Genomic DNA, 20,769 nt, shown 5'->3' on the forward strand with positions numbered 1-20,769 from the left:
CGACAGGCGGATCACTTCCCCCTCGTCGGCCACGTCCTCGACCACCAATGCCGACAACCCCGAGAACACGGTCTCCACAAGGGAGGTGACGTTGGTGTGGGCCAGGTCGACGGCGTCGTCGGCGTCGACACCCTCACCGCTCCGGCCCTGAGCGGGTAGTGCGCTGTCGTGCCAACACCTGGGCGCAGGGAGAAAAGTCGGTCGGTCGGGCCGGTCATAGCTTTCGGATGTGCCGAGTCGCGGAAACGCGGCGGGCGCGATACCGACTGTTCCGAAAGGACCCCTCATGTTCGACATCAACAAGGTGCAGGCCGCTCCGAGCAAGGACCTGCTCACGCCCGACAACGCGGTCATGCTCTTCGTGGACCACCAGCCGCAGATGTTCTTCGGCACCGGGAGCGGCGATCGTGCCGCGATCATCAACAGCACCGTGGGTCTCGCCAAGGCGGCTCAGGCGTTCGACGTGCCGGCCGTCCTGACCACGGTCGCCGCCGAGTCGTTCTCCGGGCCCCTGCTGCCCCAGCTGGCCGAGGTGTTTCCCAAGCACGAGGTCATCGACCGCACCACGATGAACGCCTGGGAGGACGAGGCGCTCGTCGCGGCGGTCAAGGCGACCGGGCGCAAGAAGATCATCCTGTCGGGTCTGTGGACCGAGGTCTGCCTGGTGCTGCCCGCGCTCTCGGCGCTGGAGCAGGGGTACGAGGTGTACGTGGTCTCCGACGCCTCGGGTGGCGTCAGCCCGGCCGCCCACGAGCACGCGCTGCAGCGGATGATCGCCGCCGGTGCGGTCCCGGTGACCTGGGTGCAGGTCCTGCTGGAGCTGCAGCGCGACTGGGCGCGTCAGGAGACGTACGGCGCGGTCATGGAGATCGTCAAGGCCCACGCGGGTGCGTACGGTCTGGGTGTCGTGTACGCGCAGAGCGTCATCGGCGCGCACGCGGCCGGCTGACCTCCGTGGACACCGGCATTCTGATCCTGCGTCTGCTGGTGGGACTGCTCGTGGCCGGCCACGGTGTGCAGAAGATCAGCTCGCACCTGGGCGGCAGGGGACTCGAGGGCGGCACGGAGGAGTTCCGTGCCGACGGCTTCCGCGGCGGAGCCCTCACCGCCCTGGCGGCGGGCGGTGGCCAGATCGGATCGGGTCTGCTGCTCGCCGCCGGCTTCCTGACCCCGCTCGCCGCGACCGGGGCCATCGGGGTCATGACGGTCGCGCTCACCGTGAAATGGCACCACGGGCTCTGGGTGCAGAACGACGGATACGAGTACCCGCTCGTCCTCATCGGTACCGCCGCCGCCCTCGCTGCCACCGGACCAGGCGCCTGGTCGCTCGACGCGGCCCTCGGCCTCACGCCGTACCCGCTGTGGTGGGCGGCCCTCGCCCTCGTGGCCGGTCTCGGCAGCGGGCTGCTCACCCGGCTCGTACTGCATCGGTCGGCCCCGGCGGCGCCGCAGGCCGCCGCCCACGGCGGGCGCTGAGCGCGAGCCGCGAAGGCCGGGCCCGGCAGCCCGCGTCCCCCGCGCGGGAGGCCGGGCCCTCCCACTCATCCGGCCAGGAGCACCTGAAGGAAACCGCGATCACCGCATCCACCACCACACCCCCGCGCAGTGGCGGCCAGCCGTTGCTGCACCAGAAGGGCGCCGGAACCCAGGCGTTCGGCACGCTCGAGCAGCTGCCGATCGGCCTCGGCCACGACACCCGCATGTAAGCCCGCCGGCGGCTCCACCGCGTAGTCGCCGACAAGCAGGCCCTGTACTCCCCTGACAAGAAACACCACTGGCTCATGCGCGGGGCGACCTTCCTCGACGCGGCGCGCGGCACCCGCTGAACGCCCGCCCCGCCCCACCCCGCACACCCTCCGAAGGAGAACCCCTCATGCCGAACCGGCCGACCCTCGAACCCGCCGCCCAGGCGTTCGCCGAGGCCACCGCCCAGCCGCCGTTCCTCTACCAGATTCCCGTGGAGGACGGCCGCAAGGCCGTGGATGACGTCCAGAGCGGTGAAGGCGTCCTGCTGCCCGCCGTCGACGAGGAATGGATCACTGTCCACGGCGGTCCGACCGGCGACGTCCGTGCCCGGATCGTCCGCCCGCGCGGTGCCACCGGCCCCCTCCCCGTCATCCTCTACATCCACGGTGCCGGCTGGGTCTTCGGCAACGCCCACACCCACGACCGGCTCGTCCGCGAGCTCTCCGTCGGCACCGGGGCGGCCGTGGTCTTCCCCGAGTACGACCTGTCGCCCGAGGCCCGCTACCCGGTCGCCATCGAGCAGAACTACAGCGTCGCCCAGTGGATCGCCCGCGAGGGACACCACAAGGACCTCGACGGCACCCGGATTGCCGTCGCCGGCGACTCGGTCGGTGGCAACATGACTGCGGCCCTCACCCTGATGGCCAAGCAGCGCGGCGACGTCACGCTCGTCCAGCAGGTCCTCTTCTACCCGGTCACGGACGCGAGCTTCGACACCGACTCGTACCACCGGTTCGGCGAGGGCTACTTCCTGCGCCGCGACGGCATGCAGTGGTTCTGGGACCAGTACACGACCGACGAGGCCGAGCGCGCCCAGATCACCGCCTCGCCGCTGCGCGCCACCACCGACCAGCTGGCCGGCCTGCCGCCCGCCCTGGTCATCACCGCCGAAGCCGACGTCCTGCGCGACGAGGGCGAGGCATACGCGGCGAAGCTCCGCGCCGCCGGAGTCCCCGTCACCGCCCTGCGCGTCCAGGGGGTCATTCACGACTTCGTCATGCTGAACGCGCTGCGCGAGACGCAGGCCGCGGAACTCGCCATCGGTGTCGCGATCGACACCCTGCGCAAGGTCCTGGCGTGATGGGGCCGTCGATGAGCATGCCGACGACGAGCATGCCTGTGGCGGGCCTCGTGCCCGGCCCGCGGCAGGAACAGCCGCAGGCCGACCTCCTCGTCCGCAACGCGAAGGTGTTCACCGGTGACCCCGACCGACCCGAGGCTCGCGCCGTCGCGATCCGCGACGGCCGGGTCGCGGCTCTCGGTGACGACCACGACCTCGCCCACCTGGTCGGCCCGGGAACCAGGGTCGTCGACGCCCTCGGGCGCCGGGTGATTCCCGGCCTGAACGACTCGCACCTGCACGTCATTCGGGGCGGCCTGAACTACGTCCTGGAACTGCGCTGGGACGGCGTGCGCAGCCTCCGACAGGCTCTCGCCATGCTGCGCGAGCAGGCCGGCCGCACCCCCAAGGGGCAGTGGATCCGGGTCGTCGGCGGCTGGACCGCCGAACAGTTCGCCGAGCGCAGGATGCCCACCGTCGCCGAGCTGAACGCCGCCGCCCCCGACACCCCGGTATTCGTCCTGCACCTGTACCAGTCGGCCCTGATGAACCGGGCCGCGGTGCAGGCAGCCGGATTCACGCGAGACACCCCCGACCCGCGCGGGGGGCAGATCGTACGGGGCCGGGACGGCGAACCCAACGGGGTCCTCCTCGCAGCGCCGGGCGCCCTCATCCTGTACTCGACCCTGGCCAAGGCGCCGGCCCTCGACGAGGCCGACAAGCGGACGTCGACGCGACACTTCCTGCGCGAGCTCAACCGCTTCGGACTGACATCCGCGGTCGACGCCGCCGGCGGGTTCCAGAACTTCCCCGACAACTACGCCACGGTCGTCGACCTCGCCCGGTCGGGGGAGCTCTCCCTGCGCATCGCCTACCACCTGTTCCCGCAGACAGCCGGCCAGGAGCTCGCCGACCTGAAGCGCTGGACCGAGATGGTCAAGCCCGAGGACGGGGACGAGTGGCTCCGGCTGAACGGCGCGGGCGAGAACCTGACCTGGGCCGCCGCCGACTTCGAGAACTTCTCCGAACCCCGACCCGAACTCGCCGTGGGCTACGAGACCGAATTCGAGAGCGCCGTCCGGCTCCTGATGGAGAACGGCTGGGGCTTCCGGCTCCACGCGACCTACGACGAGACGATCCGCCGCGATCTGGCCGTCTTCGAGAAACTCGCGGCGGAAGGACTCTTCCCCGGCGGCAACCGCTGGCTCTTCGATCACGCGGAGACCGTCTCGGCCGGCAGCCTGGACCGGATCGCCGCCCTCGGCGGAGCCGTCTCGGTCCAGAACCGGATGTCCTTCCAGGGCGCCGCGTTCCTCGACCGCTACGGCGCCGAGGCCGCCGCCCACACCCCGCCGGTGCGGGCCATGCTCGACCGGGGCCTGACCGTGGCCGCCGGAACCGACGCCACCCGCGTCTCCTCGTACAACCCGTGGGTCGCACTCCACTGGCTGGTGACCGGGCGCACCGTCGGCGGCACGGCCCTCTACCCGGCCGGGAACCTGATCGACCGGGAGACCGCCCTCGGCCTCTACACCCGGGGTGGAGCGCAGCTCACCGGTGAGCAGGACGTCAAGGGAGTCCTGCGAGAGGGCTGCTACGGCGACCTCGCGATCCTGTCCGACGACTACCTCACCGTGCCCGAGGCGGCTATCCCCGACATCGAGTCCGTCCTCACCGTCGTCGGCGGCCGCATCGTGTACGCGTCCGCCGAGTACGAGGGTCTCGACGAGGCCATCCCGCCGGTGACCCCCGACTGGAGCCCAGTGGCCCACTTCGGCGGCTACCAGGGCGGCGCCCGCCAGGCGTCGCTCGTGGCCGAGGCCGTCGCCGAGTCCGAGCAGCACCGCCGCTGGCGCGTCGCGCGTGGCTCCGTTCCCGGGACGACGCCGTCCTTCGTCGACCCCTGCTTCGATCACTGAAAGAGAGATCCACCCGATGACCGCAGCCTCCCCCGCCGCCGACGGCGGCGACACTCAGGCAACCCCGCCGGACACACCGCCGGGACGCCGTTTCGAGCCGGATCTCCGGTCGATGACCCGGATCAACCTGCGCCCCATCGCCTCACCCATGCCGCTCGGCTTCTTCACGATAGCCATCGCTTCCGTGATGACGGGCTGCCTCCAGCTCGGGCTCTTCGACGAGGCGGCCCGCGCCGCCGTCGCCTTCACTGTGCTGCCGGCCTTCGTCCTCCAACTCCTGGTGAGCTTCCTGGCCTTCGGCGCCCGTGACGTGATCGCGGCGACGCTGATGGCGGTGTTCGCCGGCAGCTGGCTGCCCTACTCGCTCATCATGCTCAGCGGCGCGGCCGACGGCCTTCAGGTCCTCGGCGTGTTCAACCTGGCGCTCCTCTGCTTCGGGGCGCTGATGACCGCCGTGACCCGGCCCAAGCGCGCGCTGTGGTTCGTGCTTGCGGTCTCCCTGCCCCGCTGGGCGGCCACCGGCCTCGCGGGCATCACCGGCGCCGAATGGCTGACCCGCACGTCCGGTGCGCTCGGCCTCGTGGTGGCGCTCGTCGCGATGTACACGGCGTTCGCCCTGATGCTCGAGGACATGCGCAGCGAGCAGGTCCTGCCCATCGGCCGCAGCGGCCCCGCCCACCTCGCCGTGGAAGGCGACCTGGCCGTCCAGCTCCGCAATCTGGAACGCCAGGCGGGCGTGCGCCGCACGCTCTGACCGCACCCACCCACCCCGTCACACCACGACCGCACAGGAGTACCCATGGAACCGCAGGTGACGGACCGGCCAGAGAGGTCCCGGTACGAGGTCCTCGCCGGTGACGACGGCACCGAGACCGCGGGCTTCGCCGAGTACCACCTCTCGGAGGGCGAGATCGCCTTCATCCACACCGAGACCGATCCCCGGTTCGCGGGTCGGGGCCTGGGCGGGCTGCTCGCCCGCGGGGCTCTCGACGACGCCCGGGCACGCGGGCTGCGTGTCCTGCCGTACTGCCCCTTCATCCGGGGCTGGATCGGCAAACACCCCGAGTACGCCGACCTGGTGCCCGAGGCGAGCCGCGCCCGCTTCGGCCTCTGAAGCACTGAAGCACCACGATTCCGCCTTCCGGTCCCCCGGCCACGCCCGCGTCACCCTTTGTGGAGCTGATCCAGGACGCGGTCCGGTTCACTGCTCACTGACCCGCAGCCCGGCTTGGGGCCGTGCCGAGACCACCCTTCGGGGTGGGCTCGGCACGGCTGTTGACACCGCCGACCTGCGGTTTTACCCGAACTGGCACACCGTATTCCTTCCTCGGGGTGTGGAGGAAAGAGGAGTTGTGTACGGGGACAAGTCGTTCGGGGCCGTTCTGCGCGGTCTGCGGCAGCGAGGCCGTTTGACGATGGAGGAGTTGGCCGAGGCGTCGGGTGTGAGTGTCCGGGCCATCGGCGATATGGAGCGGGGGCGCAGTCGGGTTCCGCAGCGGCGCACGGTGGTGGCGCCGACGGAGGGTCTTGGACTCGCGGACGACGAGCGGGAGGCGCTGCTGGCCGCGGCGCGGACGGCGCGTCCGACGCGCGCGGTCGCGGTGGCGGGGACGGTTGTGCCGCCGCGATCGGTGGGGGATTTCACGGGGCGCGAACCGGAGCTGGCTCTCCTGCGGGAGGTCGCGGAACGGGCCCCAGCCGGCGGAGAGGTGTCGGTGTGGGTCGTCTCGGGTCCTCCGGGGTGCGGGAAGACGACGCCGGCGCTGAAGGCGGCGACGGATCCGGCGGAGAAGTTCCCCGACGGGTGTTTCGTGGTGGACCTGCACGGAGTGGATGGCCCCGTGGACACGGGCGAAGCGCTGCTGAAGCTGCTGAAGGCCCTTGGCGTGTCGGACCGCCGGCTGGCGCAGGAGGATCAACATCCGCGCGGGGCTTCTGCGGGCGCTGTTGGGCGACCGCCGGTGCCTGGTGGTGTTGGACAACGCCCGCGACGAGGGGCAGGTCCGTGCGCTGCTGCCGGCAGGCGGGCGGAGTCTGGTGCTGGTCACCAGTCGGCGGCCCTTGACCGGTCTTGAGGATGTCGACCGCCTGGCGCTGTCGGAGATGGCGCAGGAGGAGGCGGTCGATCTGCTGCGCCGGATCCTGGGTGAGGAGCGGGCGGACGCGGAAGCCGCGGCTGTGGCGCAGGTGGCGGAGCTGTGCGGGCGACTGCCGTTGGCCTTGCGGGTGGCGGGAGACTGGCTGACGGTCCGTTCCGGATGGACCGTTGACCACCTGGTCCGGCGCCTGGCCGACGAAGAACGCCGACTGAGCGCGCTCGCCGCCGGCGACGTGCGGGTGGAGGCGGCGTTCGAACTGTCCTACCGCCAGCTGACCGGCCAGGCCGCGCGCATGCTGCGGCTGCTGAGTCCGGTTCCGGGGCCGGACATGACCGCTGCCTACGGCGCCGCTCTGACCGCCACCGGCGTCTTCGAGGCCGAGGACGTGATGGAGGAGCTCGTCGAGGCCGGCCTGCTGCAGGCTACCTTCACCGGCCGCTACCAGTTGCACGACCTGCTGCGGCTGTTCGCCCGCGCCCGGCTGTCCCGCGAGGAAGAACCCGGCGAGCAGGAAGAAGCCGAGGACCGGCTGCGTACCTGGCTGCTGGAGACGGCTGTGGTCGCCGGCCGCTGGTACAAGCCCAAGTACGGGGCGCCGCCGTCCTCCTGGCAGGGCCTGGTCCCGCTGGAGAGTGCCGAGCAGGCCCGTGCCTGGCTCCAGAGCGAAGCCCCCGCCTGGCTCGCCGCGCTGCGCAGCGCCGCCCACCGGGGTGAGCACATCCAGGTCGTGGAGACCGCCTATGCCATGGAATGGTTCTGCAACCTGTGGGTTCACTGGGGGCACTGGCCCGAGGTCTTCCGCCTGGCCGGCGAGGCCGCCACCGCACTTGACGACCCGTACATGCAGGCCTTTCACCTCAACGTGTACTCCTGGTCCCTCTCCTGCGAATCCCGGTACGGGGAGGCCATCGAACGGGCCCACGAAGGGCTGGACTGCGCCCGCCGCGCCCAGAACGCTTCCCAGCAGACCTCGGCACTGGCGCTGATGTGGTCACGGACGCGCAGCACCAGATGGCTCGGTGCGTTCGCGTCCATGCCGCCCGGGTGGGCCCGCTCCGCGATCAGGGTGGCGAACAGGTCGACGACATTGCCGGCCAACCGGTTCGCGACGGCCGGCGGGTAGCCGTCGCCAGAGGAGGAGGCCAGGGTGGCCAGGAACGGGAGCAGCATCGCGCCGAAGCCGTCCCCGGTGCCGATGGCGTTGCCCGTGACCTGCCGGATGTCGCTGTCCGACACACCCAGTGTGCGGCGCGGAAGTTGGAAGACGTGGGTGGCGAACCGCTGCGGATACCGGCGCCCGCGTTCCCTGCTCACGTCCTTGCGCTCTGGGCGGGGTACACCAACGTCAGGACCACGAAGCGCTGGTATGTGAAGTCAGATGTGGAGGATCCTCGTCCGGCAGTGCACTCATGCGGAGGTCCGGCGAGTGTCCCGACCCCCCTCCCGCCAGAAAATATGCGATATGGGAGCGTGGGCGGGTGAGTGAGACGAAGACCCCGCAGTCCGCGCAGTCCTACCTGGGGCCGCAGTCCGCACCACCGGAGCAGCCGTTCCAGGGGCCGCAGACGGTGGAGCCGTTCCCGGGCCTGCAGCCCGTGGATCCGTACGCCGCCGCGCAGGGCACGCAGCCCGGGCTGCATCTCCAGCCGGTGGATCCGTTCCACGGACCGCAGACCACATCGGCGCCGCCGTCGCACGCGCAGCCCGAGCACACCCCGTTCCAGGCCGTACACCTGGAGCCGGTGCCGCCGGCCCAGCAGGCGCCGCCCGTGCAGCCCGCGCCACCGACGCAGCCCGCCCCGCCCCGGCAGGCCTCCCCCGCGCAGCCGGTGCACACCCTGCAGTACCGGTTCGACGGACCGCAGGACGCCCCCGTCCTCGTCATCGGCCCCTCGCTCGGCACCACCTGGCACATGTGGGACCGGCAGATACCGGAGCTCTCCCAGCACTGGCGGATCTTCCGCTTCGACCTGCCGGGCCACGGCGGCGCCCCCGCCCACCCGGCCACCTCCGTCGGTGAACTCTCCGACCGGCTGCTGGCCACCCTCGACGGTCTCGGCGTCCAGCGCTTCGCGTACGCGGGCTGCTCCATCGGCGGCGCGATCGGCGCCGACCTCGCGCTGCGCCATCCGCACCGGGTCGCCTCGCTGGCCCTGGTGGCCGCCTCACCCCGGTTCGGCAGCGCCGACGAGTTCCGGCAGCGCGGGGTGGTCGTCCGGACCAACGGCCTGGAGCCCATGGCGCGCAGCGCGCCGGAACGCTGGTTCACCCCCGGCTTCGCCGCCGCCCAGGCCGCGATCGTCGAGTGGGCCGTCCAGATGGTCCGCACCACCGACCCCGGCTGTTACATCGCCGCCTGCGAAGCGCTCGCCGCCTTCGACATCCGTACCGAGCTCGGCCGCATCGGCGTCCCGACCCTCGTGCTGGTCGGCGCCGAGGACCGGGTCACCGGGCCCGCCGAGGCCCGGACCCTGGTCGCGGGCATCCCGGACGCCCGGCTCGCCCTCGTCCCCGGGGCCTCGCACCTCGCCCCGGTCGAGCAGCCGGCCGCGGTCACCGACCTGCTCGTCACCCACTTCTCGACGAGCTGGCAGGACACCCTCGCCGCCATCCCCGTCCCGGGCACCGGCCCCGCGCTCTCCGCCCCCGTGCTGCCCATCGCGGAGATCGCCCCCGCCGAGGATCAGCCGGAGGCCGCGACCAGCGGCCGCGCCGACCCGTACCAACCGGGCATGAAGGTACGCCGGGAGGTGCTCGGCGACGCCCATGTCGACCGGGTCATGGCCGCCTCCGACGAGTTCACCGGCGAGTTCCAGGAGCTCGTCACGCGCTACGCCTGGGGGGAGACCTGGACCCGCGAGGTCCTGGACCGCCGCACCCGCAGCTGCATCACGCTCACCGCGCTGGTCACCTCCGGCCATCTGGAGAGCCTGGCCGCGCACATCAGGGCCGCCCTGCGCAACGGGCTGACGCCCACGGAGATCAAGGAGGTGCTGCTGCAGACCGCCGTCTACTGCGGCATCCCGGCCGCGGGCGCCGCGTTCACGATCGCCCAGACCGTGATTCAGGAAGAAACGAGGCCGCGCCCGTAGCAGGATGGGCACCATGAACGCTGCGAACCCCGTGCACCTGACCCTGACGAAGAAGACGCACTCCTGCATCCGACTGGAGAAGGACGGGCGGACGCTTGTCATTGACCCGGGCGGCTTCTCGGAGGAGGACGCGGCACTCGGCGCCGACGCGCTGTTGGTGACGCACGAGCACCCCGACCACTTCGACGAGAACCGGCTGCGGGCCGGTCTGGAGGCGAACCCGGCCGCGCAGGTCTGGACCCTGCGCAGTGTCGCCGACCAGCTCTCCGCGGCGTTCCCCGGGCGCGTCCACACCGTCGGACACGGGGACACGTTCTCCGCGGCCGGTTTCGACGTACAGGTGCACGGCGAACTGCACGCGGTGATCCACCCCGACATCCCGCGGATCACCAACATCGGCTTCCTGGTGGACGGTTCGCTCTTCCACCCGGGCGACGCGCTCACCGTGCCCGACCACCCCGTCGACACCCTGATGCTCCCGGTGATGGCCCCCTGGAACAAGATCTCCGAGGTCATCGACTACGTACGCGAGGTCAAGCCGCGGCGAGCCATCGACATCCACGACGCGCTGCTCACCGATCTCGCCCGCCCGATCTACGACCGGCAGATCGGCAGCCTCGGCGGCACCGACCACGGCCGGCTGACCCCGGGTGACTCGACCGGCCTGTGACCGGCGCCGGTCCGGCGAGTGTCAGTGGGAGCCGCTAGGTTTACGTACATGCGCATCGCCACGTGGAACGTCAATTCGATCACCGCCCGCCTCCCCCGGCTGCTGGCCTGGCTGGAGAGCACCGGCACGGACGTGCTGTGCATCCAGGAGACCAAGTGCGCGGCCGAGCAGTTCCCGGCGGACGAGCTGCGCGAGCTCGGCTACGAGTCCGCGGTCAACGCCACGGGCCGGTGGAACGGGGTCGCGCTGGTCTCCCGGGCGGGTCTGGCCGATGTCGTCATGGGGCTGCCCGGCGGCCCCGATTACGAGGGCGTGCAGGAGCCCCGGGCGATCTCGGCGACCTGCGGCCCGGTCCGTCTCTGGTCGGTGTACGTGCCGAACGGCCGTGAGATCGCCCACGAGCACTACGCGTACAAGCTGCGCTGGTTCGAGGCCCTGCAGAAGGCGGTCGCCCCCGACGCCGCGGGTGCCCAGCCGTTCGCGGTCCTCGGCGACTTCAACGTGGCGCCGACCGACGAGGACGTCTGGGACCCCGCCCTGTTCGAGGGCGCCACGCATGTCACCCCCGCCGAGCGCGCCGCCCTCGCCACCCTTCGCGAGGAGGGCCTCTCGGACGTGATGCCGCGCCCGCTCAAGTACGACCGCCCGTACACCTTCTGGGACTACCGCGAGCTGCGCTTCCCGAAGAACAAGGGCATGCGGATCGACCTGGTCTACGGCAACGCCCCCTTCACGGCGGCGGTGAAGGACAGCTATGTGGACCGCGAGGAGCGCAAGGGCAAGGGCGCGTCCGACCATGCGCCGGTGGTCGTCGATCTGGATCTGTGACCGCCGGCCGGTGACGCCCTGCTGCTCCCGGCGCACAAGGGCGCCTTGATCGGGAACGTCCTGGGGGGACCGGGCAGACCCGTACCCGGGCTCTTGCCGCCACCGGCGCCGCCGCCCAGTCCCTGACTGTCCCGTCCGGCCGGTCCGGACCTACGACGCCTCCAGTTGCGGCGCGTGGGCCCGGACCGCGTCGAGCACCTGCCGCTTGGACGGGTTGACCATCGCGTGCCCGGCCACGGACACCGTCGGAACGGTTTCGTTCCCGTCGGCGACCGAGCGGACGAACGCCGCCGCCTCGGGATCCCGCCAGATGTTCACCTCGGTGTACCTGAGGCGGGTGAACCGGAGCCGCAGGCGGAGCTTCATGCAGTACGGGCAGCCGGGCCGCCAGTAGACGACCATGCCGTCGCGGTCCTCGGCCATGCGCTTCCCCCTGTTCGCCCACGTGCGAGGGCAAGCATCTCAGATCGGCCCCGGCCGATTGTCAGTGGTCGCCGATACGGTGATTCCTGTCATTGTCCCGCTTGCTGGCTGCTTGCGAAGGCTCCGACCGCCCCGCCCGTTCAGCGCCGGGCGGGGCGTCATATCCGGACAACGCCGCGGTCGCGCCGAGCGCCAGGACCATCAGCAGCGCACTCACCCACAGCGGCGACCGGAAGCCGAACCCCGCACTGATCGTGATGCCGCCGAGCCAGGGCCCCAGCGCGCCGCCCACGTTGAAGGCGGCCGTGGAGAACGAGCCGGCCAGCGTCGGCGCACCGGGCGCCGACTGGAGCACCCGCGAGATCAGTGCCGTTCCGGTGCCGAACGCGAGCATGCCCTGGACCAGGACGAGCGCGACGACCGCGACCGGGCTTCCCGCGGTCAGTGCCAGCCCGGCCCAGCCGGCGGTGAGTGCCACCAGCCCGACGGTGGTGACGGCGACCGGCCGCGCATCGACGATCCGGCCCGCGAGGGTGACACCCAGGAACGAGCCGACCCCGAACAGCGCGAGCACGGCAGGCACCCACCCGGCTCCGGCCCCCGTGACCCGGGTGACCAGCGGCTCCAGATAGGAGAACGCGCAGAAGGTCGCGCCCTGCACGAGCGCGCTCGTCAGCAGGGTGAGGACGAGCCGCGGCTCGGTCAGGGACCGCAGTTCGGCACGCCCGCCCACCGCGTGGGAGTCGGCCCGTTCGCCGGGGATCGTCCTGGCGATCACCGCAAGAGCCGGTACGGAGACGAGGGCCACGGCCCAGAACGCAGCGCGCCACCCCCAGTGCCCGCCCAGAACCGCACCGGCGGGCACCCCCGCGACACAGGCGACGGTGACACCGCCGACCACCACCGACGTGGCGCGTGCCCGGGCGCCGGGTCCGGCCACGGAGACCGCGGTCACCAGCGCCACGGCCCAGAAACCCGCGTTGGCCAGTGCTCCGACGATCCGTGTCGCCAGCAGCAGGCCGTAGCCGGGTGTGACCGCGCCCATGACATGGACGGCGGTGAAGACGGAGAGGAAGAACAGCAGCGCACGACGCCGGGGCCAGTTCCGGCTGAGGAGCGCCATCGCGGGTGCGCCGACGACCATCCCGACCGCGAACGCAGACGTCAGCAGGCCGGCGGCCGGGATGGATACGTGCAGGTCGTCGGCGATGTCCGAGACCAGACCGGACAACATGAACTCGGAAGTGCCCTGCGCGAAGACGGCGAGCCCGAGCGCGTAGACAGCAAATGGCATGAAGGAACCCCATGGGCAGACTGATGGACGGACCAGACAGGGGTGTGGGCCGCGCCCGCCCGACAGGTCGAGCGGCAACGCGGAAGAGCGTCAGGCCTGTTCACGGACGTGACGCGACAACGCGGGGGCAGCGTCGTGGCCGGGAATCAGGGCACGAACGCATACGGGGAAGCGCAGCCCACACTGCGGTGGTCCTGCGGCAGCGGCCGGGCAGAAGCGATCCTCCGGCCTGATCGGCCGTGCGGGATCGACTCGACAGCGGGTCGGCCACCGGCGGGACCGGTGGCTAGTCTCTGTTCGCCTCGGGGCTGGACATGATCGCGAACGTACCAGTCGGGATCACTCCGCCTCCACCCCTTTCAAAGAACATGGCCGACACATGTACCTGGGTGGGCTGCGCGGTCATGAAGGATGAGATCGTGAGTGCGCATGTGCTGAGGACTCGTCCGACGGGGCTGACGCTCCGGGAGCCGACCCGCATCGATACGGCGGAGCAGGTCGCGCTGCTGGACCGGAACCGCGCGCATCCGGCCTCGGCCGACGCGTACGAGGAGGAGTCGACCGGCGACCGTGCGTGGGTGGGGCGGCACCTGGCCGACGTTCCCGGGGCGGTTCCGTGCGGTACGGAGTGCGGCCGGACGGCGTACTGATCGGACGCGTCGAACCGGTGGCGGCCGCGCCCGCCCGGTGGTTGCGGGCGGCGCGCGCGGCAGCGCACGGGTGGGCATGCGCACCTGGTTCAGCACTCGAACGACAGGCCGCGCGCCCTGTGGTGCGTAACCGGGCCGGGATGCGACCCTGAGTGGCATGAACATCCCCTTCTTGGACAACTGGCGTAAGCGTCACGACGGTAGGCGCGGGGCGGGCCTCGCGGCCGCCGTCGAGGCCGACCCGGACGGCGTGGCCGAGCTGCTCGCGGAGTGTGAGCTGCTGCGTGTCCGAGCGGGGCAGCGAGGGCTGGAACTCGATGACACTCCGGCCTCGTTGATGGCGCTCGACCAGCTGCCGCCCCGCTGGCGGGACGACCCCGAGGAGTTGCCCTGGCTGGGTAACGACGCCGGGCTGTACCTCGGCACGGTCCTGGTGCGGAACGTCCCCGGTGCCGTCTGGCACATCTGGCCCAGCGGCCAGCCGGTGGTGCGGCTCGCCTCCGGGCGGGAGATCGATGTCGTCGAGGCAGGGCTCGACTGGGCGATGGCCGGAAGCCCTGAGCTCTCGCAGGTGTACGCGGAGTCAGCCGAAGGATAGGCGAAACGTCGAAACCTAATAAGAAGCCTTATACCCCATTTGTGCGTGTCGGATACGAAGTCCCTTGCCGGGATGGATAGTTTGCGCTGACCTCGACACAGCGATAAGTGGGTAGGGCAGCGTATGGCCGTCGATCCGTTGATCGAGCTGCGGGACGTCAATAAGTACTACGGAAAGTTGCACGTACTGCAGGACATCAATCTCACCGTCGGCCGCGGGGAGGTGGTGGTGGTCATCGGCCCCTCCGGCTCCGGAAAATCGACGCTCTGCCGGACCATCAACAGGCTCGAGACGATCGAGTCGGGCTACATCGCCATCGACGGCAGGCCCCTCCCGGAGGAGGGCAAGGGACTCGCGGAGCTGCGGGCCGAAGTCGGGATGGTCTTCCAGTCCTTCAATCTCTTCGCGCACAAGACCGTGCTGGCCAATGTCTCGCTCGCCCAGCTCAAGGTCCGCAAGCGCAAGAAGGACCAGTGCGACCTGCGGTCCCGGGAGCTGCTGGAGCGGGTCGGGCTCGCCTCCCAGGCGGACAAGTACCCCGCCCAGCTCTCCGGCGGTCAGCAGCAGCGGGTGGCCATCGCCCGCGCCCTCGCCATGGACCCCAAGGCCCTCCTCTTCGACGAGCCGACCTCGGCGCTCGACCCGGAAATGATCAACGAGGTGCTGGAGGTCATGCGGCAGCTGGCCCGGGACGGCATGACCATGGTCGTCGTCACCCACGAGATGGGGTTCGCCCGGTCGGCAGCCAACCGTGTGGTCTTCATGGCCGACGGCCGCATCGTCGAGGACCGCACCCCGGAGGCGTTCTTCACCGCCCCGGAGACCGACCGGGCCAAGGACTTCCTGTCCAAGATCCTCAAGCACTGACGGGAGGCTCCCTGTTGCGAACGAGAAGACTTCTGGCCGCCTGCGCGAGCCTTCTGCTGGCCGTCATCGCCGTCGGCTGCGGGAAGGAGGGCAGCCCTCCGGTGAAGGGGCCCAAGCCCGGCCAGCTGCCGGTCTACAAGGTCGACACCGCGTTCCGGCTGCCCGAATCGAAGACCTGGACGAAGGCCAGGAAGCGCGGATATCTCCGGGTCGGGGCCAAGGAGGACCAGCCCTATCTGGGCGAGAAGGACCCGGCCACGGGCATCTACTCCGGATTCGACATCGAGATCGCCCGGATGATGTCGGCCTCGCTCGGCTTCGACCCGAAGACGATCCACTTCAAGACGATCGCCTCCGCCAACCGCGAGACCGCGCTGCAGAACGGGCAGATCGACTACTACGTCGGCACCTACACCATCAACGACATGCGCAAGAAGCTCGTCGGGTTCGCCGGGCCGTATTTCATGGCAGGTCAGTCCCTGCTCGTGCGCACGGACGAGCACGACATCAACGGCCCGCAGGACCTGGCCGGCAGGACCGTCTGCTCGGCCGCGGGCTCGACCCCGTACCAGCGCATCGCGGCCGACTACCCGAAGGCGATCCTCGTCGCGTACGACACGTACTCGATCTGCGTCGACAACCTGCTGACGTACCAGGTCGACGCCGTCACCACCGACGACGCCATCCTGCTGGGCTTCGCGGCCAAGGCGCCCAAGGAGCTGAAGGTGGTCGGCAAGCCGTTCTCCGAGGAGCCGTACGGCATCGGCGTCCAGCGCAGCGACAACGCGCTCCGGTTCGCACTCAACGACGCCCTTGAGGCCAACGAGAAGAACGGCAACTGGAAGAAGGCGTTCGAGGCCACGCTCGGCCTGTCCGGGGTGCCCGCGCCGACTCCGCCGCCCATCGACCGCTACCCGGCGACCTGAGAGGACGGGCCGCGTCCATGGACGTACTCACAGAGAACTTCTCGCTCTACGGCAAAGGCTTCCTCGGCACCCTCGAACTCACCGTCTACGCCTCGATCCTGGCGCTTGTCCTCGGCTTCGTCATGGCCTCGTTCCGAGTGGCGCCCGTCGGCTCGCTGCGGGTGTTCGGCACGGTCTGGGTGACGGTGCTGCGCAACACCCCGCTGACCCTGCTCTTCTTCGCCGTCCTGCTCGGTCTGCCGCGCTTCGGTCTGGTCCTGCCGTTCAAGGTCTTCGCGATCCTCGCGCTCGGCTGCTACACCTCGGCGTTCATCTGCGAGGTGCTCCGCTCCGGCATCAACACCGTGCCGCAGGGGCAGGGCGAGGCGGCCCGCAGTCTCGGAATGACCTTCGGGCAGACGCTGGGCAATGTGGTGCTGCCGCAGGCGTTCCGCTCGGTGATCCCGCCGGTCGGTTCGACGCTCATCGCCCTCGCCAAGAACTCGGCGATCGCGGGGGCGTTCAGCGTCACCGAACTGCTCGGCACCTACAAGACCCTCAACGAGCTGGGCTACAGCATCATCTGGACCTTCGTCTGGATCGCCGTCGGCTACCTCATCATCACGTTGTCCATCAGCGCGCTCTTCAACGTGCTGGAGAAGCGCTACGGAGTGGCCCGATGACCCAGACGGCGGCCGCCTCCGCGCTCTACGACATCCCGGGCCCGCGGACCCGTAAACGCCACTTCGTGTACGGAATCGCCTCGACGGCCGTGATCATTGCCCTGGTCGGCTGGATCATCTATCTGCTCGTCGAGACCGAGCAGTTCACCAGCGCCAAGTGGACCCCCTTCGAGTACAAGGGCATCCAGGAACTCCTGTTGCGCGGACTCGGCAACACACTCAAGGCTTTCGCCTACGCGGCGGTGCTCTCACTGGCCCTCGGGGCGGTCCTGGCCGTCGGCCGGCTCTCCGAACACCGGGCGGTGCGCTGGCTGGCCACGCTCGTGGTGGAGTTCTTCCGGGCCATGCCCGTCCTGGTGATGATCTTCTTCATCTTCGTGGCGCTGAAGGTGCAGCCGCTGCCCGCGCTGGTCGCCGGACTGACCCTCTACAACGGCTCGGTGCTCGCCGAGGTGTTCCGTACCGGCATCAACTCGGTGGATCGCGGCCAGCGCGAGGCCGCGTACGCACTGGGGATGCGCAAGACGCAGGTCATGACCTTCGTGCTGGCCCCCCAGGCGGTCCGTGCCATGCTGCCCACCATCATCAGCCAGTTGGTGGTGGCCCTGAAGGACACCTCGCTCGGCTTTCTGATCACGTACGAGGAGTTCCTCCACGCGGGCAAACTCATCGCGTCCAACCTCGACTACGATCTTCCCTTCATCCCCGTGGTGATGGTGATCTCGCCGATCTACATCGGGATGTGCATGCTGCTCTCCTGGTTCGCCACCTGGGTGGCCAAGCGGGAGCGGCGCAGTCCGAAGACGGAGGCCGTGGAAGTCGCACCGGCCGAACCAGGAACCCTGCTGCCGGGAGTGCAGTAGCCCGGGACCGGCCGTACGGCGGTCCGGAGGAGCGGTACCGCCCGGCAGCAGCCGGTGATCACTTCTCGCGCAACGGGACGGACAGGTACGAGGGGTCCGCGCCCGGCGAGGAGAAGGTCAGCTGTGCGCCGGCAGGGTTGTGCTCGATGTACAGGGGGTCGACGGTGTCGATCACCAGGGCGAGCCGATGACCGGCCGGGACGTCGTACGCGGTGGAGAACAGCTCCAGGTCGACGGCGAACGGACGGCCCGGAAGCTGTCCGTGGAAGGTATGGGGGGCGTTGCTGACCAGCTTGCCGAGGCCGAGCGGCCCCACGTCGTAGAGATATGCGACGAGGGTGCCGCTCTCCTTGTTGCTGGTGACCGTGGTGTGAAGCCTCGCGGTGCCCCGGACGTGCCGCGCGGAGCCGTACCTCTCGGACTGCCAGACGCTTGCGAAGGTGCGCGGCAGCAGGGGGATCGAGGCGACCGGCGGCAGCTTCACGAACTGGTCTAGGGCGTTCGACAGCAGGGTGATGCCGCCATTGGCGCCCGAGTCGACGTTCGCGTAGACCTTCTCCGTACCGCCGAGCGCGAGCCGCTCCTCCACGGCGCCGACCGACTTCCAGTCCGGGTACCCCTCGTAACCGCTGTCCGTACGGGACTTGAGCTGAACCGGCTGCTCCTGGTCGATGCCGTTGCGCTCGCCCTTGAGGTAGCGGTCGAACCAACGGTGGGCGTCGGTCCAGGTGTCGTTGGGCAGACCGAGCAGCCCGGTGGCCTCGGCGGTGGCGTGGTCACCGGGGCGGAACTCCAGGCGCTTGGGGCCGCTGAGTTTCTCGAAGAACGCGGCGTACTGGTTGGGAGGGAAGATTGTGTCGCCCCAGGCGTTGCCCATCATGACGGCGGCGCCGTTGGCGTTGATCCGGTCCAGATATGTGGCGGGGGAGCGCTTCCTCCCCCAGGCGATCATGTCCTGTTCCTTGGCCAGGTTGGAGCCGAGGAAGTCGGTGAGTATCTGGTTGAGTTCGTTGCTCGGGCGGCCGGTGAGCAGGCCGGCGCCGCCGAGCAGCGCGGCTGCCTGGAGGTGCTGGGTGCGGCCGCTGTAGATGGAGTCGATGAGATCGGCCCAGCCGCTCAGTGCGACGACGGCCTTGATCCGCTTGTCGTGTCCGGCTGCCAGCAGGCTGATGCCCGCGCCGTACGAGACCCCGCCCATGCCGATCCGCTGCGGGTCGGCCGGCGTCCGGTCGAGCGCCCAGTCGATCACGGCGGAGACATCGGCGATGTCCGGCGGACCGGCGACCTCGATCCTCCCGCCGGAGAGCCAGAATCCGCGCGAGGTGTAACTGACCACCACATAGCCGGAGTCGGCGAGCTGCTGTGCCTGCGCCAGGTACTCGATCTGCGGCATCGACCAGCTGGTGGGCAGCACGATGAGCGGGTGCTTCTCGCCGGCCTTCGCACCGGCGGGCGTGAAGACATTGCCCTTGAGCGTGATTCCGCCGGAGCCGGGGATGTCGTGGAACGTCAGGCTCGGGGCGGAATCCGCCACGGGCGCGGCGGGGCTGTCGGCGACGGCCGCCGGGGCCGCGCCGAGGGCGGCTCCGGCGATCAGGACGGCGGCGGTTCCGAGGGCAGCGGTGGTGCGCAGAGCCGGGTACGGACGTCCCACGGGTCACTCCTCACGCGTGTCAGTGCAAAGTGACCCGACGGTAACCCCGGTCGCTTACCGTTGGTAACTCCCCGGTGAGTTGCGTGAGGGTAACGATTGTTGGACGTGATGTCAGCAGTGGCCGAGGGGTGGGAGCAGGGCAACGGGTCAGCTGAGTGCGCTCTTCGCCTGCCAGTCGGCCCAGGACACATTCCACGCCCCGTAGCCGTTGCCCACCGCGACCGTCCCCTTGGCGTCCGCGCCGGTGATCTCGAACGGATCGCCGACCTGCGCCTTCTCGAACAGCTCGGCGGCGTTCGCATTGCTCATTCCCACACAGCCGGAACTGTGGTTGGCGACCCCGAAGTACGCGGCGTTCCACGGCGCTGCATGGGCATACATCCCCGACCAGGTCAGCCGCATCGACGAGTCGACCATCTTGTCGTACGCATCGCCCAGACCGACCGTCTCGGAGCGCATGTTGATCGTGCCCTCCTTCGCCATGAGTACGGCGGTGCCCCGCCAGGACGCCTTCTCGCCGCCCGGGGTGCCCGCCGACATCGGCACGTCCATGACCGTCTTCCCGTCCCGGTGCAGCGCCAGCCGGTGCCGGTCGAGGTCGACCTTGACCACCTGGTTGCGGCCGATGGTGAAGGTCGTCCGGTAGTCGCGCACGAACCAGCCGCCGGCCGTCCCTGAGTTGATGCCGTCCAGTTCGGCGTCGAGCGTGACGCGGGTACCCGACTTCCAGTAGTCCTTGGGCCGCCAGTCGACGCGGTCCTTGCCGGAGTAGTCCTGCAACCAGCCCCAGGAACCCTCGGTGTTGTTCGACGTGGTCACCTTGAGTGCCTTCTCGACCGCCGCCCTGTCCTTCACCGGGTTGTCGAAGACGATCGACAGCGGCTGGGCGATACCGACCGTGGTGTTCTTGCCGGGGGCGAGCGTCAGCTTGTTGACCTTGTCGGCCTCGGCTGTCGAGAAGCCGGCGCGGTCCGTGCCACCCCTGGTGTCCGTCGCCTCGACGCTGTACTCGGTGCCGGGTGCGGCGACCCGGTCCGAGGTCCAGCTGCGGCCGTCGCCGGATATCCGGCCGGTGAGCGCGTCTCCCTCGGTGGCGGTCACCTTCACCGACTTGAGCTTTCCGTCGGCCAGTGTCACCTTCACCGGCTTGCCCGCGGTGGCCCCGGAGCCCTGGAGGTTCACCGAGATTCTGGTGTCCGGAGCCTGAGAAGTCCCGGCGGCGTGACCGGATCCGGAACCGGCGTCCGATGCGGCAGCGCCGCCGGAGCAGGCGGTCAGGGCGGCGCCGAGCACCGCCGTTCCGGTTATCAGGGTGAGCCGGGCCGGGCGGGCCAAGGGCGCGGTACGGCATATGTGCCGACGTGCAGAGAACAACGAAAAACCTCCAGGGCTGTGCTTCTCACCGGTGGAGAGGCATT

The 20,769-nt window shown here is 70.2% G+C and carries 20 protein-coding genes and 1 pseudogene; 17 read left to right on the top strand and 4 right to left on the bottom strand.

The window, feature by feature from the left end; all coding sequences use genetic code 11:
* Positions 1–286 precede the first annotated feature (286 nt).
* The 11 genes and pseudogenes from ACFU8W_RS29560 (at position 287) to ACFU8W_RS29610 (ending at position 11,414) form a co-directional block, all read left to right on the top strand.
* Complete coding sequence (locus tag ACFU8W_RS29560; protein ID WP_384043400.1) at positions 287–949, top strand: hydrolase; 663 nt, start codon at positions 287–289, stop codon at positions 947–949.
* 5 nt (positions 950–954) lie between these two features.
* Complete coding sequence (locus ACFU8W_RS29565) at positions 955–1,476, top strand: DoxX family protein (RefSeq protein WP_384043403.1); 522 nt, start codon at positions 955–957, stop codon at positions 1,474–1,476.
* A gap of 397 nt (positions 1,477–1,873) precedes the next feature.
* Positions 1,874–2,827, top strand: coding sequence for an alpha/beta hydrolase (locus ACFU8W_RS29570; protein ID WP_384043406.1), 954 nt, complete (start codon positions 1,874–1,876; stop codon positions 2,825–2,827).
* A gap of 17 nt (positions 2,828–2,844) precedes the next feature.
* On the top strand, positions 2,845–4,725 hold the full coding sequence (locus ACFU8W_RS29575) for an amidohydrolase (RefSeq protein ID WP_384043591.1): 1,881 nt from the start codon (positions 2,845–2,847) through the stop codon (positions 4,723–4,725).
* Positions 4,726–4,741: 16 nt separating this feature from the next.
* Positions 4,742–5,479, top strand: coding sequence for a GPR1/FUN34/YaaH family transporter (locus ACFU8W_RS29580; RefSeq protein WP_384043409.1), 738 nt, complete (start codon positions 4,742–4,744; stop codon positions 5,477–5,479).
* A 45-nt stretch (positions 5,480–5,524) separates the two neighbouring features.
* Positions 5,525–5,839 carry a GNAT family N-acetyltransferase gene (locus ACFU8W_RS29585; RefSeq protein ID WP_384043412.1) on the top strand — a complete coding sequence of 105 codons (315 nt, stop codon included), beginning with the start codon at positions 5,525–5,527 and terminating at the stop codon, positions 5,837–5,839.
* A 238-nt stretch (positions 5,840–6,077) separates the two neighbouring features.
* Positions 6,078–6,272: pseudogene (locus tag ACFU8W_RS29590) on the top strand (helix-turn-helix domain-containing protein); the annotation flags it as partial.
* Between the two features lie 334 nt (positions 6,273–6,606).
* Positions 6,607–7,947 (top strand): NB-ARC domain-containing protein, encoded by a 1,341-nt coding sequence (locus tag ACFU8W_RS29595; RefSeq protein ID WP_384043414.1) that lies wholly within the window; start codon positions 6,607–6,609, stop codon positions 7,945–7,947.
* 706 nt (positions 7,948–8,653) lie between these two features.
* Positions 8,654–9,916 (top strand): alpha/beta fold hydrolase, encoded by a 1,263-nt coding sequence (locus tag ACFU8W_RS29600; protein ID WP_384043594.1) that lies wholly within the window; start codon positions 8,654–8,656, stop codon positions 9,914–9,916.
* Positions 9,917–9,929: 13 nt separating this feature from the next.
* A complete protein-coding gene (locus ACFU8W_RS29605) occupies positions 9,930–10,586 on the top strand; it encodes an MBL fold metallo-hydrolase (protein WP_345511402.1) in 657 nt (218 codons plus the stop codon).
* A 48-nt stretch (positions 10,587–10,634) separates the two neighbouring features.
* Complete coding sequence (locus tag ACFU8W_RS29610) at positions 10,635–11,414, top strand: exodeoxyribonuclease III (protein WP_384043418.1); 780 nt, start codon at positions 10,635–10,637, stop codon at positions 11,412–11,414.
* A gap of 150 nt (positions 11,415–11,564) precedes the next feature.
* On the opposite strand, the gene ACFU8W_RS29615 is transcribed toward ACFU8W_RS29610, so the two are convergent.
* Together ACFU8W_RS29615 and ACFU8W_RS29620 are read right to left on the bottom strand one after the other, a co-directional pair.
* On the bottom strand, positions 11,565–11,837 hold the full coding sequence (locus tag ACFU8W_RS29615) for a mycoredoxin (RefSeq protein ID WP_327243527.1): 273 nt from the start codon (positions 11,835–11,837) through the stop codon (positions 11,565–11,567).
* 61 nt (positions 11,838–11,898) lie between these two features.
* Positions 11,899–13,131: a Cmx/CmrA family chloramphenicol efflux MFS transporter gene (locus tag ACFU8W_RS29620; RefSeq protein ID WP_384043420.1), complete on the bottom strand. Its 1,233-nt coding sequence runs from the start codon at positions 13,129–13,131 to the stop codon at positions 11,899–11,901.
* 419 nt (positions 13,132–13,550) lie between these two features.
* Here ACFU8W_RS29620 and ACFU8W_RS29625 point away from each other — a divergent pair, with 419 nt between their 5' ends.
* The 6 genes from ACFU8W_RS29625 (at position 13,551) to ACFU8W_RS29650 (ending at position 17,697) form a co-directional block, all read left to right on the top strand.
* The gene (locus tag ACFU8W_RS29625) at positions 13,551–13,781 is read left to right on the top strand and encodes a hypothetical protein (RefSeq protein WP_384043423.1); all 231 of its coding nucleotides are present in this window, start codon (positions 13,551–13,553) and stop codon (positions 13,779–13,781) included.
* Positions 13,782–13,938: 157 nt separating this feature from the next.
* A complete protein-coding gene (locus ACFU8W_RS29630; protein WP_384043426.1) occupies positions 13,939–14,379 on the top strand; it encodes a DUF6278 family protein in 441 nt (146 codons plus the stop codon).
* Positions 14,380–14,502: 123 nt separating this feature from the next.
* Entirely contained in the window at positions 14,503–15,246 is a 744-nt protein-coding gene (locus tag ACFU8W_RS29635) for an amino acid ABC transporter ATP-binding protein (RefSeq protein WP_384043429.1), read from the top strand.
* Positions 15,247–15,260: 14 nt separating this feature from the next.
* Positions 15,261–16,172: a glutamate ABC transporter substrate-binding protein gene (locus ACFU8W_RS29640; RefSeq protein ID WP_384043432.1), complete on the top strand. Its 912-nt coding sequence runs from the start codon at positions 15,261–15,263 to the stop codon at positions 16,170–16,172.
* Between the two features lie 17 nt (positions 16,173–16,189).
* Positions 16,190–16,834, top strand: coding sequence for an amino acid ABC transporter permease (locus ACFU8W_RS29645; protein WP_327243520.1), 645 nt, complete (start codon positions 16,190–16,192; stop codon positions 16,832–16,834).
* On the top strand, positions 16,831–17,697 hold the full coding sequence (locus ACFU8W_RS29650; protein ID WP_384043435.1) for an amino acid ABC transporter permease: 867 nt from the start codon (positions 16,831–16,833) through the stop codon (positions 17,695–17,697). The genes ACFU8W_RS29645 and ACFU8W_RS29650 overlap by 4 nt, the downstream gene beginning before the upstream one ends.
* A 58-nt stretch (positions 17,698–17,755) precedes the next feature.
* On the opposite strand, the gene ACFU8W_RS29655 is transcribed toward ACFU8W_RS29650, so the two are convergent.
* Complete coding sequence (locus ACFU8W_RS29655; RefSeq protein ID WP_384043438.1) at positions 17,756–19,351, bottom strand: CocE/NonD family hydrolase; 1,596 nt, start codon at positions 19,349–19,351, stop codon at positions 17,756–17,758.
* 147 nt (positions 19,352–19,498) lie between these two features.
* Positions 19,499–20,725, bottom strand: coding sequence for an Ig-like domain-containing protein (locus ACFU8W_RS29660; protein ID WP_384043441.1), 1,227 nt, complete (start codon positions 20,723–20,725; stop codon positions 19,499–19,501).
* Positions 20,726–20,769: the final 44 nt, after the last annotated feature.

This window comes from Streptomyces sp. NPDC057565 (assembly GCF_042801455.1).
Taxonomy (GTDB): domain Bacteria; phylum Actinomycetota; class Actinomycetes; order Streptomycetales; family Streptomycetaceae; genus Streptomyces; species Streptomyces yanii.

What these genes read in the sequence shown, in the direction of transcription:
- ACFU8W_RS29560 (WP_384043400.1), top strand. Translation starts at nt 287, where the DNA reads ATGTTCGACATCAACAAGGTGCAGGCCGCTCCGAGCAAGGACCTGCTC.
- ACFU8W_RS29570 (WP_384043406.1), top strand. Translation starts at nt 1,874, where the DNA reads ATGCCGAACCGGCCGACCCTCGAACCCGCCGCCCAGGCGTTCGCCGAG.
- ACFU8W_RS29575 (WP_384043591.1), top strand. Translation starts at nt 2,845, where the DNA reads ATGCCGACGACGAGCATGCCTGTGGCGGGCCTCGTGCCCGGCCCGCGG.
- ACFU8W_RS29580 (WP_384043409.1), top strand. Translation starts at nt 4,742, where the DNA reads ATGACCGCAGCCTCCCCCGCCGCCGACGGCGGCGACACTCAGGCAACC.
- ACFU8W_RS29585 (WP_384043412.1), top strand. Translation starts at nt 5,525, where the DNA reads ATGGAACCGCAGGTGACGGACCGGCCAGAGAGGTCCCGGTACGAGGTC.
- ACFU8W_RS29605 (WP_345511402.1), top strand. Translation starts at nt 9,930, where the DNA reads ATGAACGCTGCGAACCCCGTGCACCTGACCCTGACGAAGAAGACGCAC.
- ACFU8W_RS29610 (WP_384043418.1), top strand. Translation starts at nt 10,635, where the DNA reads ATGCGCATCGCCACGTGGAACGTCAATTCGATCACCGCCCGCCTCCCC.
- ACFU8W_RS29615 (WP_327243527.1), bottom strand. Translation starts at nt 11,837, where the DNA reads ATGGCCGAGGACCGCGACGGCATGGTCGTCTACTGGCGGCCCGGCTGC.
- ACFU8W_RS29620 (WP_384043420.1), bottom strand. Translation starts at nt 13,131, where the DNA reads ATGCCATTTGCTGTCTACGCGCTCGGGCTCGCCGTCTTCGCGCAGGGC.
- ACFU8W_RS29630 (WP_384043426.1), top strand. Translation starts at nt 13,939, where the DNA reads ATGAACATCCCCTTCTTGGACAACTGGCGTAAGCGTCACGACGGTAGG.
- ACFU8W_RS29635 (WP_384043429.1), top strand. Translation starts at nt 14,503, where the DNA reads ATGGCCGTCGATCCGTTGATCGAGCTGCGGGACGTCAATAAGTACTAC.
- ACFU8W_RS29645 (WP_327243520.1), top strand. Translation starts at nt 16,190, where the DNA reads ATGGACGTACTCACAGAGAACTTCTCGCTCTACGGCAAAGGCTTCCTC.
- ACFU8W_RS29650 (WP_384043435.1), top strand. Translation starts at nt 16,831, where the DNA reads ATGACCCAGACGGCGGCCGCCTCCGCGCTCTACGACATCCCGGGCCCG.